Annotated in this window: 19 protein-coding genes; 6 read left to right on the top strand and 13 right to left on the bottom strand. The window is 51.2% G+C overall.

Features of this window, described 5'->3' with window-relative positions:
- Positions 1 to 265: 265 nt before the first annotated feature.
- Positions 266 to 799: a chorismate lyase gene (gene ubiC, locus I2D83_RS19120; RefSeq protein ID WP_012773218.1), complete on the top strand. Its 534-nt coding sequence runs from the start codon at positions 266 to 268 to the stop codon at positions 797 to 799.
- A gap of 12 nt (positions 800 to 811) precedes the next feature.
- Positions 812 to 1,675, top strand: a complete 864-nt coding sequence (gene ubiA / locus I2D83_RS19115) for a 4-hydroxybenzoate octaprenyltransferase (RefSeq protein WP_205947110.1) — start codon at positions 812 to 814, stop codon at positions 1,673 to 1,675.
- A gap of 132 nt (positions 1,676 to 1,807) precedes the next feature.
- On the opposite strand, the gene plsB is transcribed toward ubiA, so the two are convergent.
- Positions 1,808 to 4,276: a glycerol-3-phosphate 1-O-acyltransferase PlsB gene (gene plsB, locus I2D83_RS19110; protein WP_205947109.1), complete on the bottom strand. Its 2,469-nt coding sequence runs from the start codon at positions 4,274 to 4,276 to the stop codon at positions 1,808 to 1,810.
- A 127-nt stretch (positions 4,277 to 4,403) separates the two neighbouring features.
- Between plsB and I2D83_RS19105 the strand changes: the two genes are divergently transcribed.
- From I2D83_RS19105 to I2D83_RS19095, 3 genes are all read left to right on the top strand, one after another.
- Positions 4,404 to 4,769: a diacylglycerol kinase gene (locus tag I2D83_RS19105; protein WP_012773221.1), complete on the top strand. Its 366-nt coding sequence runs from the start codon at positions 4,404 to 4,406 to the stop codon at positions 4,767 to 4,769.
- A gap of 110 nt (positions 4,770 to 4,879) precedes the next feature.
- Entirely contained in the window at positions 4,880 to 5,488 is a 609-nt protein-coding gene (gene lexA / locus I2D83_RS19100) for a transcriptional repressor LexA (RefSeq protein ID WP_012773222.1), read from the top strand.
- A gap of 495 nt (positions 5,489 to 5,983) precedes the next feature.
- Positions 5,984 to 6,193: a CsbD family protein gene (locus I2D83_RS19095; protein ID WP_010298839.1), complete on the top strand. Its 210-nt coding sequence runs from the start codon at positions 5,984 to 5,986 to the stop codon at positions 6,191 to 6,193.
- Between the two features lie 92 nt (positions 6,194 to 6,285).
- Here the strand turns inward: I2D83_RS19095 and zur are convergent, their stop codons facing one another.
- Both zur and I2D83_RS19085 read right to left on the bottom strand, forming a co-directional pair.
- On the bottom strand, positions 6,286 to 6,795 hold the full coding sequence (gene zur, locus I2D83_RS19090; RefSeq protein ID WP_010298842.1) for a zinc uptake transcriptional repressor Zur: 510 nt from the start codon (positions 6,793 to 6,795) through the stop codon (positions 6,286 to 6,288).
- A gap of 106 nt (positions 6,796 to 6,901) precedes the next feature.
- Positions 6,902 to 7,600: a pirin family protein gene (locus I2D83_RS19085; protein WP_012773224.1), complete on the bottom strand. Its 699-nt coding sequence runs from the start codon at positions 7,598 to 7,600 to the stop codon at positions 6,902 to 6,904.
- A gap of 112 nt (positions 7,601 to 7,712) precedes the next feature.
- On the opposite strand from I2D83_RS19085, the gene I2D83_RS19080 reads away from it, so the two are divergent.
- Positions 7,713 to 8,609: a LysR family transcriptional regulator gene (locus I2D83_RS19080; RefSeq protein WP_012773225.1), complete on the top strand. Its 897-nt coding sequence runs from the start codon at positions 7,713 to 7,715 to the stop codon at positions 8,607 to 8,609.
- Positions 8,610 to 8,679: 70 nt separating this feature from the next.
- Here the strand turns inward: I2D83_RS19080 and I2D83_RS19075 are convergent, their stop codons facing one another.
- From I2D83_RS19075 to I2D83_RS19030, 10 genes are all read right to left on the bottom strand, one after another.
- Positions 8,680 to 9,675 carry a glutathione S-transferase family protein gene (locus tag I2D83_RS19075; RefSeq protein WP_180777432.1) on the bottom strand — a complete coding sequence of 332 codons (996 nt, stop codon included), beginning with the start codon at positions 9,673 to 9,675 and terminating at the stop codon, positions 8,680 to 8,682.
- Positions 9,676 to 9,783: 108 nt separating this feature from the next.
- Complete coding sequence (locus tag I2D83_RS19070) at positions 9,784 to 10,179, bottom strand: DoxX family protein (protein WP_012773227.1); 396 nt, start codon at positions 10,177 to 10,179, stop codon at positions 9,784 to 9,786.
- A 273-nt stretch (positions 10,180 to 10,452) separates the two neighbouring features.
- A complete protein-coding gene (locus I2D83_RS19065) occupies positions 10,453 to 10,743 on the bottom strand; it encodes a YqjK-like family protein (protein ID WP_180777433.1) in 291 nt (96 codons plus the stop codon).
- Positions 10,740 to 11,135, bottom strand: coding sequence for a phage holin family protein (locus tag I2D83_RS19060; protein WP_205947108.1), 396 nt, complete (start codon positions 11,133 to 11,135; stop codon positions 10,740 to 10,742). Before I2D83_RS19060 ends, I2D83_RS19065 begins: the two co-directional genes overlap by 4 nt.
- Positions 11,136 to 11,148: 13 nt before the next feature.
- Positions 11,149 to 11,454, bottom strand: coding sequence for an ElaB/YgaM/YqjD family protein (locus tag I2D83_RS19055; RefSeq protein ID WP_012773230.1), 306 nt, complete (start codon positions 11,452 to 11,454; stop codon positions 11,149 to 11,151).
- 177 nt (positions 11,455 to 11,631) lie between these two features.
- Positions 11,632 to 12,021 (bottom strand): DUF1090 domain-containing protein, encoded by a 390-nt coding sequence (locus I2D83_RS19050; protein WP_012773231.1) that lies wholly within the window; start codon positions 12,019 to 12,021, stop codon positions 11,632 to 11,634.
- Between the two features lie 5 nt (positions 12,022 to 12,026).
- A complete protein-coding gene (gene mzrA, locus I2D83_RS19045; RefSeq protein ID WP_012773232.1) occupies positions 12,027 to 12,422 on the bottom strand; it encodes an EnvZ/OmpR regulon moderator MzrA in 396 nt (131 codons plus the stop codon).
- Between the two features lie 2 nt (positions 12,423 to 12,424).
- Complete coding sequence (locus tag I2D83_RS19040; RefSeq protein WP_012773233.1) at positions 12,425 to 13,108, bottom strand: DedA family protein; 684 nt, start codon at positions 13,106 to 13,108, stop codon at positions 12,425 to 12,427.
- Between the two features lie 454 nt (positions 13,109 to 13,562).
- On the bottom strand, positions 13,563 to 14,339 hold the full coding sequence (exuR, locus tag I2D83_RS19035) for a transcriptional regulator ExuR (protein WP_012773234.1): 777 nt from the start codon (positions 14,337 to 14,339) through the stop codon (positions 13,563 to 13,565).
- A gap of 207 nt (positions 14,340 to 14,546) precedes the next feature.
- Positions 14,547 to 15,848, bottom strand: a complete 1,302-nt coding sequence (locus I2D83_RS19030; RefSeq protein ID WP_181847066.1) for an MFS transporter — start codon at positions 15,846 to 15,848, stop codon at positions 14,547 to 14,549.
- Positions 15,849 to 15,977: the final 129 nt, after the last annotated feature.

Below are 15,977 nucleotides of genomic sequence, written 5' to 3'. Positions count from 1 at the left end.
TTTTTTATGCGTCGCGTTTCTATCTAATCAATTCAATGCATTATTGAGCCAAGCGCTCTTGTGTCATCGATTTCCTGCCAAACGGCTGTGTGAATGACGAAAGATGCACCGTGATGGCTAGCCACATTGCCGAAATGTTGCCACATCGGGGATGAATTGGTTTATAGCGTGTTATCGGGGCAAGCATTCTGCGCTACAATAGGGGCGCTTACTTTATTTACGAATGCTGTTATTTGGCAAAGTAACCCTGTTTGGAGTAGGGACAATGTCTGACGATGTGTCTACGCTTTTGCGCACCATTTCCTGGTTTGCTGAACCTCCTTCGGTATTACCTGAGCATATTGGTGACTGGCTGATGGAAACCAGTTCCATGACGCAGCGGCTTGAAAAATATTGTGCCCAATTGACCGTGACGCTTTGCCGTGAGGGATTCGTGTCGCCACAATCGCTGGGTGAAGAGAGCGAACAACTTCCACCTGACGAACGTTATTGGCTGCGTGAGGTGGTGCTGTATGGCGACGAGCGTCCCTGGCTGTTTGGCCGTACCATCGTTCCACAACAGACGCTCGACGGAACGGATTCCGCCCTGACGAAAATAGGCAATCAGCCGTTAGGCCGTTATCTGTTTGAGCAAAAATCGCTAACGCGTGATTACATTCATACCGGATGCTGCGAAGGCTTATGGGCGCGGCGTTCCCGCCTGTGTCTTTCTGGTTTTCCGTTACTGTTGACTGAGCTTTTCTTACCGGAATCACCGGTTTATTACACACCGAGTGATGAAGGTTGGCAGGTAATTTGAGGAGATAAATCCTTGGAAAGAAGTGTTACAGCAGGGAAATGGCTGGCTTATTGTCGCTTGATGCGAATTGATAAACCGATAGGTTCTCTGCTGCTGCTGTGGCCAACGCTATGGGCGCTGTGGCTGGCGGGAGGGGGAGTGCCTGCGCCGTGGACGCTCTTTGTGTTTGTCGCTGGCGTTTTCTTGATGCGAGCGGCGGGCTGCGTCATCAATGACTACGCCGATCGGCATTTTGACGGCCATGTAAAACGTACCGCTTCTCGCCCGTTGCCCAGCGGCGAGGTGAGCGAGCAATCTGCCAAAGTGCTGTTTGTCGTGCTGGTCTTGCTGGCGTTTGGTCTGGTGCTGACGCTGAATACGATGACGATCTGGCTGTCCGTTGCGGGGCTGGGGCTGGCATGGGTCTATCCGTTTATGAAACGGGTCAGCCATCTTCCTCAGTTTGTGCTGGGCGCCGCGTTTGGCTGGTCGATCCCGATGGCGTATGCCGCAGTGAGTGAAAGCCTGCCTGCAACCTGCTGGATGATGTTTCTGGCGTATATCTGCTGGACGGTCGCCTACGATACCCAATATGCGATGGTGGATCGCGACGACGATCTGAAGATCGGCGTGAAATCCACTGCGATCTTGTTTGGCCGTTTTGACAATCTCATCATCGGGTTATTGCAGTTTAGTATGCTGACGCTGTTGTTGATTTTAGGAACGATGACCGGATTGGGAATGCCGTACTACATTTCGCTGTTGGTGGCTGGCGGGATGTTTATCTATCAGCAAATACTCACGGCCGGGCGCGAGCGCGACGCCTGTTTTAAGGCGTTTCACAACAATAAATACGCGGGAATGGCGATATTTATCGGTGTGCTGTTTGGCCTGTAAGCTGAATAGCAGAGACAAAAAAGCAGCGATTTCTCGCTGCTTTTTTTATGGCAGAACATCCAGATGTATCCGTGATGCTAAACGCACTCGCGGCTTGATGGCGGCGTATCCATCCGCCATTTTCTCGCCTGACTACTCCTGCGTTGTCTCTTCCACTGCTTGGCTTTCGGCTTCCATTTCAGCGGATGAGCTGGCGCTTTCAATGGTCAAGCGCACTTCTGGGGTGATCAAATCGCCGAGAATGTTGTAGATCGCCACGATATCGCCTTGCGCCGCTTCCGCACTGTCGGTGATATAGCCTTCTGTCCGTAAGGTTGCGACCAGCGTTGAGAACACCGCTTTATCAAAGAACTCTGGCGCATTGATGCCGTGCAGGACGGACAGGCGTTGAGCCATGTTCCGGCTTTCTTTTTCCAGCGTTCCGCGGTTGATTTCTGGATTCGCACACAGCAACGACAGCGTAATCGCATAACGTTGCAGCGTTTCACGCACGCCTGCCGACAGCAATTGCAGCGTGCGGATACGTGGCGGATTGATCGCCAGCTCACCGTCACGACTGCACAACAACTGCTGTTGAACCAGTTCATTAGCCAACGTTTCCAGCACGCCCGGTAACTGCTCTTTGGAATAATGCAGGAACAGTTCGGATTGCAGCAGCGGATAGATCAGCGCGATCTGGCACACGACTTCTGCAAGTGTAATCCGACGGTGGTGGATGACGATGCTGGCAATCAGCGACGGTAACACCAACAGATGCTGGATGTTATTGCGATAGTACGTCATCAGAACGGCCTGCTCGCGCGGCAGAATGATGATATCGCCAATGCTGTCCTTCTCGACTTCGAACTTGTTCATGCTCAGCGCATGTTCCAACAGTTCATCCGCTGTCTTTTTGGGAACCGTAATATCTTTGTGGTAAGGAACCTGACGCAGCAACTGCAGATAGCAATCCAGCTGTTCTTGCATTTGCTCGCGAGTCAGTGAGCGCTGGCGGGATGCCAAAAGAGCCGTAGAACACAGGTTCATCGCGTTTGCTGCCGCAGAATTATTGATGCGTACCATGATATCCATCGAGATATCCTGCACCGTCGGCGTTAGCCAACTTGGGCGCTGTGCTTCGATAGGATCAATCGCATCACGCCATTGCGGAACATGCTGGTTCAGATAGGTGGTCAACGGGAGTGGTTCACCGAAGTTCACATACCCCTGGCCGAGATTACGCAGTTTGCGTAAACCGCGCACCATCTGCATAAAGCCTTCTTTTTCCTTCACCGCGCCGCGCAGCTCTTTCGCATAGGTGCCGACTTCCATCACATGCTCGTAGCCGACATAAATCGGCACCAGCGTGATAGGGCGCGTACCGCCTCTGAGCATGGCCTGAATCGTCATCGCCAGCGTACCGGTTTTGGGTTCCAACAGGCGACCCGTGCGTGAACGTCCGCCTTCCATGAAGTATTCCACCGAATAGCCACGGGCAAACAGTTCACCCAGATACTCACGGAAAATCGTGGAATACAGCTTATTGCCTTTGAAGGTACGACGAATGAAGAAGGCGCCAAGGCGACGGAAGATCGGACCCGCTGGCCAGAAATTAAGATTGATGCCTGCGGCGATGTGCGGTGGCACTAGGCCCTGATGGTATAGGACGTAGGACAGCAGCAGATAGTCCATATGGCTGCGGTGGCAGGGCACATAGACAATACCGTGACCATCCTGTGCCAGCTGACGAACGCGTTCGGCGTTATGGACGTTGATCCCTTGATAAAGGCGGTTCCACGTCCAGCTTAAGACGCGATCCGACAGACGCACGGCTTCGTAGGAGAAGTCGGCGGCGATTTCTTCCATCAACGCAATGGCGTTCTGCTGCGCTTTCTCATGGGAAATCTTCTTACTGCGCGCCTCATCGTCTACGGCCTTCTTGATCGCTTTCGAATCCAGCAGCTTATTAAACAGTTCCTGGCGTACCGGCAAGCGTGGGCCAACTGCCGCCAAACGCTGGCGGGAGAAGTGCATACGCGCGACGCGCGCCAGTTTGTGGGCTATGGTTTTGTCAGTGCCATGCTCGGTCGCCATATAGCGCAGCGACACCGGGCTGGAGAAGCGAACAAAACTGTCACGCCCTAGCCACAGGACAGCGAAGAATTTCTCAATGCCGTTGAGCAATCGCAGGTGTGGTGTGGCCTGAGAATGGCCTTCCCGACCCGGAGAACGTCCAAACATCACGGAAACCGGCACCATCTGCACGTCTAAATCTGGATTGGCGCGATGCAGATCCAGATAGTCGTGGAACAGCTTGACGGATTTCTGCTTGGGAACGTAATAGCGGAAGACGCGCGGCCCGTCGTTAATAAAGACGTGGCTGGGAAGTTCGACGCCGTTGAATTCGAACGATTGCGAGGGATCGGGTAACCCCAATGCCAGGCATTTCGCGCGTAGCGTCAAGAGATCCGCCTGAGAGTTATAAGGCAGAACATAGAGTATAGGACGTGAGGGATCTAACCCCAACTCGACCACGGGATCTGCGGGAATAACTTTGCTTTTAACCAGCAGTTTCAGTGGGAGATTCAATAATTTATAGTAAATTTTACGCCAACCTGACATAACAACTTGGAGCCTCTTGTTAGCAATGCGCCGCAAGGATACCAGAAACTGCGTCGGAAATCTGTGGTGGTGAGACAACGTAAGCGCGTTAAAATGCGAACTATTTTACGTAAAGAATGGAGGATAAATGAATAAAGCAACGGGGATGACCCGGATTATTAAGGCGACCGGTTATTCCCTTAAGGGGCTGAAGCAGGCTTGGCAACATGAGGCGGCATTTCGTCAGGAAACAATATTGACGATTGTCGGCGTGATTATTGCGTGTCTGCTGCCGGTTACGCTGGTCGAAAAGCTGCTGCTGATCGGGTCTGTGGTATTGATTATGCTTTTTGAGCTGGCTAACAGCGCCATTGAAGCGGTTGTCGATCGTATTGGCCTTGAGCATCACGAATTATCCGGCCGGGCGAAAGATATCGGGTCGGCGGCTGTTTTTGTTGCCATCGTGTTAGCGGCTGTCGTGTGGGGTAGCATTCTCTGGCAACATTTTGCCTGACGGCACGCATAAATGAATAAAAGTCAGAGGCTTTGCCTATATCTCCATTCCCAATTGTGGCGTACCTGTATATACTCACAGCAAGACTGTATAAACAACCAGGGGGCGGAATGAAAGTATTAACAGCAAGGCAGCAGCAGGTTTATGACCTGATCCGCGATCACATTGCGCAGACCGGAATGCCGCCAACGCGCGCGGAAATTGCTCAACAGCTGGGGTTTCGCTCTCCGAATGCGGCTGAAGAACATCTGAAAGCGCTGGCGCGTAAAGGTGTGATTGAAATTGTATCGGGTGCTTCTCGCGGTATTCGTCTGCTGATGGAAGAAGAGACGGGTATTCCTCTGGTTGGTCGCGTGGCCGCAGGTGAGCCTCTGCTGGCGCAGGAACATATCGAATGTCACTATCAGGTTGACCCTGCAATGTTCAAACCCAGCGCTGATTTTTTGCTGCGCGTGAGCGGCATGTCGATGAAAGATATCGGTATTATGGATGGCGATTTATTGGCCGTGCATAAAACGGAAGATGTACGCAACGGTCAGATTGTCGTCGCGCGCATTGACGATGAAGTGACGGTAAAACGCCTGAAAAAGCAGGGCAATATGGTACACCTTCTCGCTGAAAACGAAGAGTTTGCCCCCATTGTTGTTGACCTGCGTCAGCAGAGCTTTTCGATAGAAGGCTTAGCGGTTGGCGTGATTCGTAACAGCGACTGGAGCTAACGGTCATAGAGATGCACTGCTCGTCTTTCTGGGTCAGTGCATCACGTTTTTTGTGTTAATCGCTTTATGTGTGAATTGCTTCATGTGTTAGTTGCCCCGCGTGTTAATCTGCTAGTTGTATATATTTCGTTACATTTCGCGTGTGTTTTCTCTTCTCTCCCTTACCGCCTGTTTTTCCATTACTTTTACGGTCATTTTTCCTTTCTTGGCGCCTTCGCTAGTTACAGATTCCTTATTTTTAATTTTAAGTAAAATATTCGACTATAATTTTTATCAAGGTAAGCATTTTTATCTCGATTGAGCGTTTAGTCATTAAACATTAGCCATCACATTTAGGTTAGCCTGGCAGATCGAGGAAGGGCAGTGGTGCAAGCACCGTGATGGTTCACAGAATGATGACTCTGCTTACTGAACAATTTATCTGACACTGACTGACGCCTACGTCGGTAGTGACGATTCGTTTATGCGCAATACACCTAAGGTACGGAGATTCTGATGAATAAAGACCAAGCCAGCGGTAACTGGAAACAGTTTAAAGGTAAAGCGAAAGAGCAATGGGGCAAATTAACGGATGACGATCTGACGGTCATCGAAGGTAAGCGTGACCAACTGGTGGGGAGAATCCAGGAGCGTTACGGGTACGCAAAAGAAGCGGCAGAGAAAGAAGTGAAACACTGGGAAGAGCACCACAAATATCACTGGTAGTGAACGTGATGCTAAAAAACGATAGCCCTCAGGGCTATCGTTTTTTTTTATATAGAAAAACCTTGTCAGGCAGAAGGCCCCACCAATAAGCGCTAGCGTTTTTTAATCGGAACCGTATGGTCGTGATCGCAATGATCCGGCTGCTTGCATGATGCCACTTCCTGACAGCCTCCACACAGCCCGTGCGCTTCCACAACGCTGTGGCGCAGCGTAAATCCCGACTGCTGTGCCAGGCTACGTAATGTTTCTTCCACCCCTTCGGTTTGACGTTCCGTAACCTGCCCGCAGCGGTCACAGATGAAAAGGGCAGACGTATGGCTGTGGTCTTCGATATGGTGACACAGCACGTAGCTGTTGTTTGATTCGACTCGATGAATGAAGCCTTGTTCCAGCAAAAAATCCAGCGCGCGATAGACGGTCGGCGGTTTAGCCTGGGGCTCGGAAACTCGCAGCAGATCCAGCAAGTCATAAGCGCTGATAGCACCTGACTGCTGTGCCATAAGGCGTAAAACCTCTAACCGCTGTGGCGTTAGACGCACAGCGCGCTGCTGACAAATCTGTTCAGCCTGGGCAAGAAGTTTGTCCTGTTTGGTTGAATCCATTGTCATATCACCCTGACGCATTGAGGAACAAGACGGATATCTTACCACGGCTGAATAAAAACGCCGAACTGGCGGCGTTTTCCTGATAAAACAACGGACAGAAGAACTAGACGACCAGATCGATGAGCAGCGCACGCAAAGGCGATTCTGCCCGTAGCGTCAACGTTGTTTCTTCTTTGATAAAGGCGCCGTCGCCGCAGTGTAGGGCTTCACTGTTCTGATTACCTTTTACCACCATTGAACCGTGAATCAGCTGGAGGTATGCCTGATTTCCCTGCAGCGCGATCGTGCTTTGCTCATTCTGCTGGAGATCGACATGGTGGATCCAAACCTGCTGGCGCAGTTGCAGACTGGTGTGTTCACCTTCCGGCGATGCAAGCAGAGTATGGCTGGATGAATCCAATTCCATACGCTGTAACGGACTGTTCTCCCGAGTCTGACAGGCGTTCAGCCATAATTGCAGCCGCGTCAGCGGTTTACTGGCGCTGGTATTATGTTCGCTATAGCTGACGTTTGGCTGAGTGGCGAGCAGCAGCACATCTCCGGCTTTGGCCTGAATGTGGCAACCGTTACTATCGCGGTATTCTGCCTCACCCTGAAGAATAATGTTCAGGATATCGACCCGTGGATAGGTTCGTGGCTGGAACGATGCCCCCGGTGCCAATACTTCCTGATTGAGCACGCGTAGAGAAGCGTAGCCCAGCAACTGTGGGTCAAAATAGTGACCAAAAGAGAAGGTGTAGCGTGCCTGCAACCAGCCATAGTCGGCCTGGCCGCATTGCCCCGCTGCTCTTCGTGTGATCATAATCTTTATCCCCCAGATAATAATTTCTTAAACCGATAGTAATTGTGTGGACGTTGGATTGTTAGCTAGTTAATCTGGTGGGTATATTCAAAATTCCTGAATGAGTACGAAGATGGCGAAAGAACGAGCTTTGACGCTGGAAGCCTTGAGGGTTATGGATGCGATCGATCGTCGCGGCAGCTTTGCCGCTGCGGCAGACGAGCTGGGTAGAGTGCCTTCGGCGCTGAGCTATACCATGCAAAAACTGGAAGAAGAGTTAGACGTGGTGTTGTTCGATCGTTCCGGGCATCGTACTAAATTCACGAATGTCGGACGAATGCTGCTGGAACGCGGACGTATTCTGCTGGAAGCGGCGGATAAACTCACTACGGATGCCGAAGCGCTGGCGCGCGGTTGGGAAACACACCTGACGATTGTGACGGAAGCGCTTATTCCGACTCAGCGGCTTTTTCCCTTAATCGATAAACTGGCGCTCAAAGCGAATACGCAGGTATCGATTCTGACGGAAGTGCTGGCAGGAGCGTGGGAGCGTCTTGAGCAAGGGCGTGCCGATATCGTGATTGCGCCGGACATGCATTTTCGTGCGTCTTCCGAAATGAATACCCGCAAGCTGTATACGATGAATAATGTGTATGTCGCCAGCCCTGAGCACCCCATTCATCAGGAACCTGAGCCGCTGTCGGATGCGACCCGAGTGAAATACCGTGGGATTGCGGTGGCGGACACGGCGCGCGAGCGCCCGGTACTGACCGTGCAACTGTTGGATAAACAGCAGCGTCTGACAGTGAGCTCTCTGGATGATAAGCGGCGTGCGTTGTTGGCGGGATTAGGCGTCGCGACCATGCCTTATCCAATGGTGGCGCAAGATATTGCCGAGGGGCGTTTACTGGTCGTTGGGCCGGAGCACCAGATGGAAAGCCAGATTATTATGGCGTGGCGGCGAGACAGCATGGGCGAGGCGAAGTCCTGGTTCCTGCGTGAAATTCCGAAGCTGCTAAACCAGCCCTAAATCCCGCACTTTGCTAAGGCAAGGTGCGAACCACACCTTGCCTTGCGCTTCATCGCTAATCGACAACGCCTCAGTATAGACTGATCACCGTCTTATCACGCTGATGAGGCTGGTTCAGGTCTTGCTCTGGGCCTAGCGAAATCACACCATGTGGATTAATCGTGCCGTGGCTACGGTAGTAATGGTGACGAATATGCGCCATATCGACGGTATCGGCGATGCCAGGCATTTGATAAATATCACGCAGAAAACCGAACAGGTTTGGATAGTCGCTCAGGCGATATTTATCGCATTTAAAATGCGTGTGATAGACCGGATCGAAACGGATCAGCGTCGTCCACAGCCGCAGATCGGCTTCGGTTAACTGCTCACCAGTCAGATAGCGCTGTTTTGCCAATATGGCTTCCAGATCGGATAACGCAGCGAAAACGGTCGTTGCGGATTCATCATAAGCTGACTGACTCGTCGCAAAACCGGCTTTGTAAACGCCATTGTTGACCTTGTCGTAAATCCAGCCGTTCAACTCGTCAATCTGAGCGCGTAGCGCTTCCGGGTAATAATCTCCCGCTGTTGCCCCCACGCCGTCAAAAGCGCTGTTCAGCATACGGATGATATCGGCGGATTCGTTACTGACGATGGTGTGTTGCTCGGTGTCCCACAGGACTGGCACGGTCACCCGACCACTGTAGTCTGGCTTGGCGTGCAGGTAGAGTTGGTAAAGGAATTCGTGCTGATAGAGCGAGTCTCCTGTTGCCCCCTCAAAATCGGTACCGAACGTCCAGCCGTGATCCAGCATGAGCGGATGAACCACCGAAACGGCGATATGATCTTCTAACCCTTTTAACTGGCGCATGAGTAGCGTGCGGTGTGCCCACGGGCAGGCGAGAGAAACATAGAGATGATAACGGCCGGACTGAGCGGGAAAGCCACCTTTGCCGGTGAGGCCAGGGGTGCCATCGGGTGTTACCCAATTGCGGAATACGGATTCTGAACGCTTAAAGTGACCGCCGGTAGATTTGGTTTCATACCAGGTATCGTGCCATACGCCGTCAACCAGTTGTCCCATAAATCCTCCCGTTAGTGAGTGATGATAAAACGACGGCAAGCCTTGTTTGCTTGCCGTCTAATTCATTATTCGACTATTAAGTGTAGTACAGGCCGGAAAAGGCTCGTCTTACCACTTTTTGCCCAGCAGGCGGTCGATGCTGAATGCGCCTGGACCGGTTACAGCCAGCAGGAGGTAGCCGCCAGCGATGGTCAGGTTTTTCATGAACATCAGTTGGTTCATGCCTTCCGCAAAGTTAGAGTGGAAAATCAGTGCGGTCAGCAATGTAAAGCCCGCAGTGAACAGTGCAACGGTACGCGTCAGCAGACCGAACAGCACCGCCAGACCACCACCCAGCTCCAGCAGAATTGTCAGCGGCAGCAGGAAGGTGGGTACGCCCATCGCCTGCATGTATTGTTGTGTGCCTGCATAGGCATCACCCAGCTTACCGTAACCTGCAACGATAAACAGAATTGGCATTAAGATACGTGCAATCAGCAGTGCAGTGCTTTCTAAATTTTTCATCATCTCTCCAATTAATTTTGTTGTGGGCTATGTCGCCCTGTTGTGTTTGTTGTAGCAGGTGTGGTCTGAAAACCTGGCCTGCCATCAGGTTATGGGCAGATAGTATAGAGAGATGATTTGCGCTACCAGCGAGTATAATTGTTCTTTTATTTCAGAAAAATTGATGTTTAGTTAAATGTACGAGAACGCGCTGTAATGGTGTGAGCGCGTTAGAAGAAAACGAGATGAAAGATGCCGTACGGGAAAGGCCGAACGCCGAGGCGATAGGAAAGATTATGAACGTGAGTCAAACGTTTTGCGGACGAGTCTGAATGTTCCCCACAGCCCGACGAGGCGGCGTCCCCAGCGAATCATGCGGCTGGGATGGCGCACGCCATAGAGTGCGACGAGGCTGGAGCCCACGATCCAGTATTTACGCCACTGCATCAGACTTTGCCAGCCGCGATCGTAACGAGCGGTGGTATCCAGCCAGTGTTTCTTACCTGCCGATAAATCCAGCCGCTGCTGTTGTATCCGGCGCAGTAGCTGGGCTTTTTCTCTGTCTCGCTGCTGACGCTGGCTCATTTGGGATCCTCCTCCAGCAACGATCTGTCGGTCGCCAGCTCCTTACGGGTTGCCTTGAGTAAGGTGGAACGACGTACCTTGAGGAGTGTCCAGACGCCACCTATCAGCGCCAGTCCAAGTAATGTGGCTGTGATACCCCCCAGAGCAAAGAGACGATACTGGGGATCGATGCCCCAGATGATGAGCGCAATCAGGCTCATAATGCCAAAAGTGGCGAAAATCAGCGTCAGACCGACCATCATCAGCAACTGAATCAGATTGGTTTTTTCTTCCTCTAATTCAATGACTGCAAGTCGGACACGGCTTTCCACCATGCTGACAATAATGGAGATGATGCGCTGAGCAGAAGCCATGACCCCGCTTGCGGGGCCTTGTTGTGATTTATCCGTCATAACGATCCGCTAATTAGCGACGAGACAGCAGGACGCCAAGCACGACACCGACAGCGGCACCAATACCGACACCGGTCCACGGGTTCTGGCGTACATAGTCGTCCGCAGATTCAACTGCTTCTTTCGTGTGGGAAGCGATACGCTCGCCGGTATCGCTCAGACGATTGCGGGTTTCTTTCAGCGCGCTTTCTGCCTTATTGCGCAGCTTGTCGAGTTCTGCTTTAGATTTATCGCTGGAGGTGCTTAATACTTCTTCCAGCGTATCCGCCAGTGATTTCAATTCGGCGCGTAGGTACTCAGAATTTTGATCTTTAGCCATATTAATAACCCTTCATGTTTATAAACCTGAGTGTTAACTATAGCTGAAGCTGAAATTTATGCCGCCCAAAATGAGTACGGACAATTCTGATAACTCACTGTAAATTTTAGTGATTTGTTTTTTTGATTATAAAGTGAACAATTGCTGTGTGTTTTATAGGGACAATATAGTGATGGGTTATTGCGATGCGGCACGTTCCGCAGCGCGTAATTCCTGCTCGGCTTCAGCCAGCTTTCTTTCGCGCTTGAGGATTTTCTCGGCGTCATCCCCTTTCTGCCGGCTTTCGTTCAGTTCCTGCTGCCGTTCAGCGACGTCTTTACGTTTTTCTGCAATCGCTTCCTGACGTTTCTCTGCCAGCCCAGCATCCGTACAGTGGGTTTTCACGCCGTCCAACGCTTTCTCTAATCCATTGATGCGGTTCTGATTACCATGTTTACGCGCTTCATCGATTTGGCGCTGAATGTCCTGCGCTTTTTGCTGACAGGTTTCCACCTGATTGGCGGTATTCGCCAGTACGTGGCCAGAAAGCAGGACAGATAATGCAAGAACAGATGAAGATAGTTTCATATTTGTCACCCCAGTTTGGATTGTTTCTGTGTCAGTTTCTGCTGCCAGAACGGTGTCGGGGTTGTCGCTTGTTGCGCGGTAATGGTGACTTTAGGCAGAGACAAACGCAGGACATCTCTGGCAGCGATACTCTGTTCTGGTGAGGCAAGACGGACGATCAGGCTATCTTGCTCTGGTGTAATGCTTTTGATCGCAATCCCTTTTTCATTAAGACGCTGATACACGTAAAAGCCATCTGGCAACGCGGCGCCATCATAAGGCTTGATATGCAGCATCGCATCATCCTGGGAATGACGCAGCGACTGGGACTGCGTCAATGCGATAATTGGCAGAGCAAGCAATATCAGTATGCGAGCTACTTTTCTGGGGGTGAGTTTTGGGAATAACCAACGGATTGACACGGTTAGCTCCCTTTCTCTGCATTACTGGCTTTCGTGTCGCGTTTTTTGCGCCATAGCACAAAGAGTGAGCCAAACAGCCCGATAAACAGCAGCGCCAGCGGCAGCAACATCAGGCAAAGCATGAGTTCGTCTTCATATTTCAGGAAAACCGTGGTTTTCCCTAAGGCGAAGCCCAGCGTCACCAGAATAAATACCCACAGGAATCCACTCATCCAGTTAAAGAACTGAAAACGTGCGTTATTCAGGCCTGACAGGCCAGCGATGGTAGGTAATAACGTTCTGACAAAAGCCAGAAAACGGCCAACTAAAAGCGCGGATAGACCATGGCGGTGGAAGAGTTGGTGGGCACGCTGGTGATAGTGTGCGGGTAAATGCGATAGCCAGCCCTGAACCACACTGGTATTGCCAAGCCATCTCCCCTGAATGTAGCTTGCCCAGCAGCCGAGGCTGGCGGCCGTCGTCAGGAGAAATAGGGTAAACGGGTAATTCATTGTGCCTTTGGCGACAAGAACGCCGACCAAAATGAGCAGGCTATCGCCGGGCAGGAAAGCCGCCGGGAGCAGGCCATTTTCCAGAAAGATAATCAGAAACAGCAAAATGTAGATGGTCCATACCAACTTCGGGTCGGCTAAAATATCGAAATCCTGATGCCAGAGTGCGTTTAACAGTTCTTTGATTAATTCCATCCGGTATTCCTAATACTGCTGTTGCATTTTAGCCTTGGCGACAATCACGCTTCTGGACATGATAAGAGTGAATACAGTGCTTTCAGGGCGCAGGATTATTATTTTTTTATGATCTCTGCCTTGTTCCGCCCGATAGTGACGCGGGTGTCTGACTTGATGCTGGTTTTTCGCTGCGAACCCGATAAACAGGCGGGTAGGGATTGTTTGGTCTTGGCTGACTTTACATCCAAAGCGGCGGATTAAGCGTAAGAAAGACGCGTTAACTGTAACAAAATAGGTGTTTCTGAGACAGAAAAATATTACGACAACTGAGGCGGTTTAGGGGGATTTTTCGAGGAAGAATTGGGATTTCTGCGATATTTTACACTCGCTGACAGAAATCAACGTTTTCTGACCTTTTCCAGTGCATCCAAAATATTACCCCTCGTTCAAAACAAGGGGCAAAAAAACGCAATTAGGATTTACCCGCGTGTATCTGGTCGAGGTGCACGACCGGGTTTTCGGCGAACATATAGCGATCGACGTTAAACTCGAAATCGTCTGTCGTGGCGCGAAACAGCATCTGCTTGGTGTTTTCCAGATGTTGCCACATCGCCAGTTTGGCTGCGTAAGGATCTTTGCGAATCAGCGCCTTAAGGATGCGGTCGTGCTCTTCGCACCAGCTTTCTATCGACTTGTCGTCAATGTGCTCATGCAGTTTGCGCCAGTAGGGATTGTGGATCCGTTGGCTCCACATTTTTTCGACGATGGTCGCCATCGCGGAATTTTGTGTTGCCAGCGCGACCTGAACGTGGAATTTCAGATCCCACTGAGAGTCACGGAAGCGGTCTTCCTGACGTGCATACTCCTGAATTTCCATCAGTTGGATGATGTCCTGACGGGTTACCTGCGTAGCGGCAAATTCAGCAATGTTGCTTTCAATGAGTTGGCGTGCCTGAAGCAGTTCGAACGGACCAGCCGCGACGAATTCAATATCGCCGCTATTAATGAACGGGTTCTTCTGCTGGTTGGAAATGACGTGAATGCCTGAACCCTTGCGTACTTCAACGTACCCTTCGACTTCCAGCATAATAATAGCTTCACGCACTACGGTGCGGCTGACGTTCATTTCTTCAGAAATATAGCGTTCTGCCGGTAATTTTTCGCCGACCTGGTACATACCGCTTTCGATACGCTGTTTTAATTCTGCGGCTAACTGCTGGTATAGCCGTCGGGGTTCAGTGAGTGCCATGATGATGTCTACTCTCGATAGATGACGGTCCATGTGCCACGTCAGGGCCTGAGTGTCTATCTCGTTAATCTTTGAGGGATGATTTGTTATACCACTTAATCATAGCAGCAACCAATGTTGTGGTCACAGTTATTACAATGTGTTACTGGGGAGGTGGTTCACCCGGTATCAGATCATACCGGATGAGTCAGGATAATGCAGGGATTATCAGTGCTGGTTGGCTTCTTTCAATGTTTCAGCTGCGGCGGCGACTTCTGAAGCGGGTTGGTTTTTCAACACCGTCCAGATGACGACAGCACCTAACAGGTCAAACACTGCCAGTGCGGCAAACAGTGGGCTGAAGCCCATCGTATCGGCCAATGCACCGACCACCAAGGCAAACATGGTGCTCGCCATCCAGGCAGCCATACCGGTTAAACCGTTTGCTGTGGCGACTTCATTACGGCCAAATACGTCGGATGACAGGGTAATCAGCGCGCCTGACAGCGACTGGTGCGCGAAACCGCCGACGCACAGCAGCGCGATGGCAACATAAGGGCTGGTGAACAGTCCGATCATACCGGGGCCAATCATCAGGACCGCACCCATGGTGACCACCAGCTTGCGGGAAACGATCAGGTTCACTTTGAAATATTTCTGGAACAGCATCGGCAGATAGCCGCCGAGGATACAGCCGATATCGGCGAACAGCATCGGCATCCAGGCGAACATGGCGATTTCTTTCAGATTAAAACCGTAGGCCTTAAACATGAATAGCGGGATCCAGGCGTTGAATGTTCCCCAGGCCGGTTCAGCCAGGAAACGTGGCAACGCAATACCCCAGAATTGGCGGTTACGCAGGATCTGCCAGGCAGACATTTTCTTCGCATTATTGGTTTGGTGTTGCGCTTCCTGTCCGCTAAGAATGTAGTCACGCTCTTCGTCGCTGAGTTTCTTCTGATCTTTCGGGTGCTTATAGAAAACGAGCCAGCAGATAGCCCAGATCAGGCTCAGTACACCAGTAATGATAAACGCCATTTCCCAACTGTGCGCCACAATAGCCCAAACGACCAGCGGTGGAGCGACCATCGCGCCAATCGATGACCCGACGTTGAAATAGCCGACGGCTACAGAACGCTCTTTTGCCGGGAACCATTCGCTACTGGCTTTCAGGCCTGCAGGGATCATCGCCGCTTCCGCCATACCGACCGCGCCGCGGGCGATCGCTAATCCTCCCCAACTGTTGGCCAGTGCGGTTCCCATACAGAAAACTGCCCACAGAATGGCGAACATGGCATAGCCGATTTTGGTACCCAGCAGATCCAGCACATAGCCGGCGATGGGTTGCATAATGGTATAACAAGCTGAATAGGCAGCAACGATGTAAGAATATTGCTGTGTGGTGATGTGCAATTGATCCTGTAGCGTCGGGGCTGCAACAGAAATTGCATTACGCGTCAGGTATCCCAGCACGGTGCCAATGGTCACCAGGCCGATCATATACCAGCGTAATCCTTTGATTTTACGCATTTAACTTTCTCTCCGAGTCAATAAAAAACACAGTGGTGGCTCTTGAGTAGCGTCACGGTGTGAGGTGTCTTGTAATGTGGTACGACACGTTTTGTTGTTGTGCTGAACAGGAAAACCCTTCTCTTTGTG

This window comes from Pectobacterium aroidearum, from assembly GCF_015689195.1.
GTDB lineage: Bacteria > Pseudomonadota > Gammaproteobacteria > Enterobacterales > Enterobacteriaceae > Pectobacterium > Pectobacterium aroidearum.
Note: the sequence above shows the minus strand (reverse complement) of the source record. Positions and strands in the feature narration are given on the sequence as shown.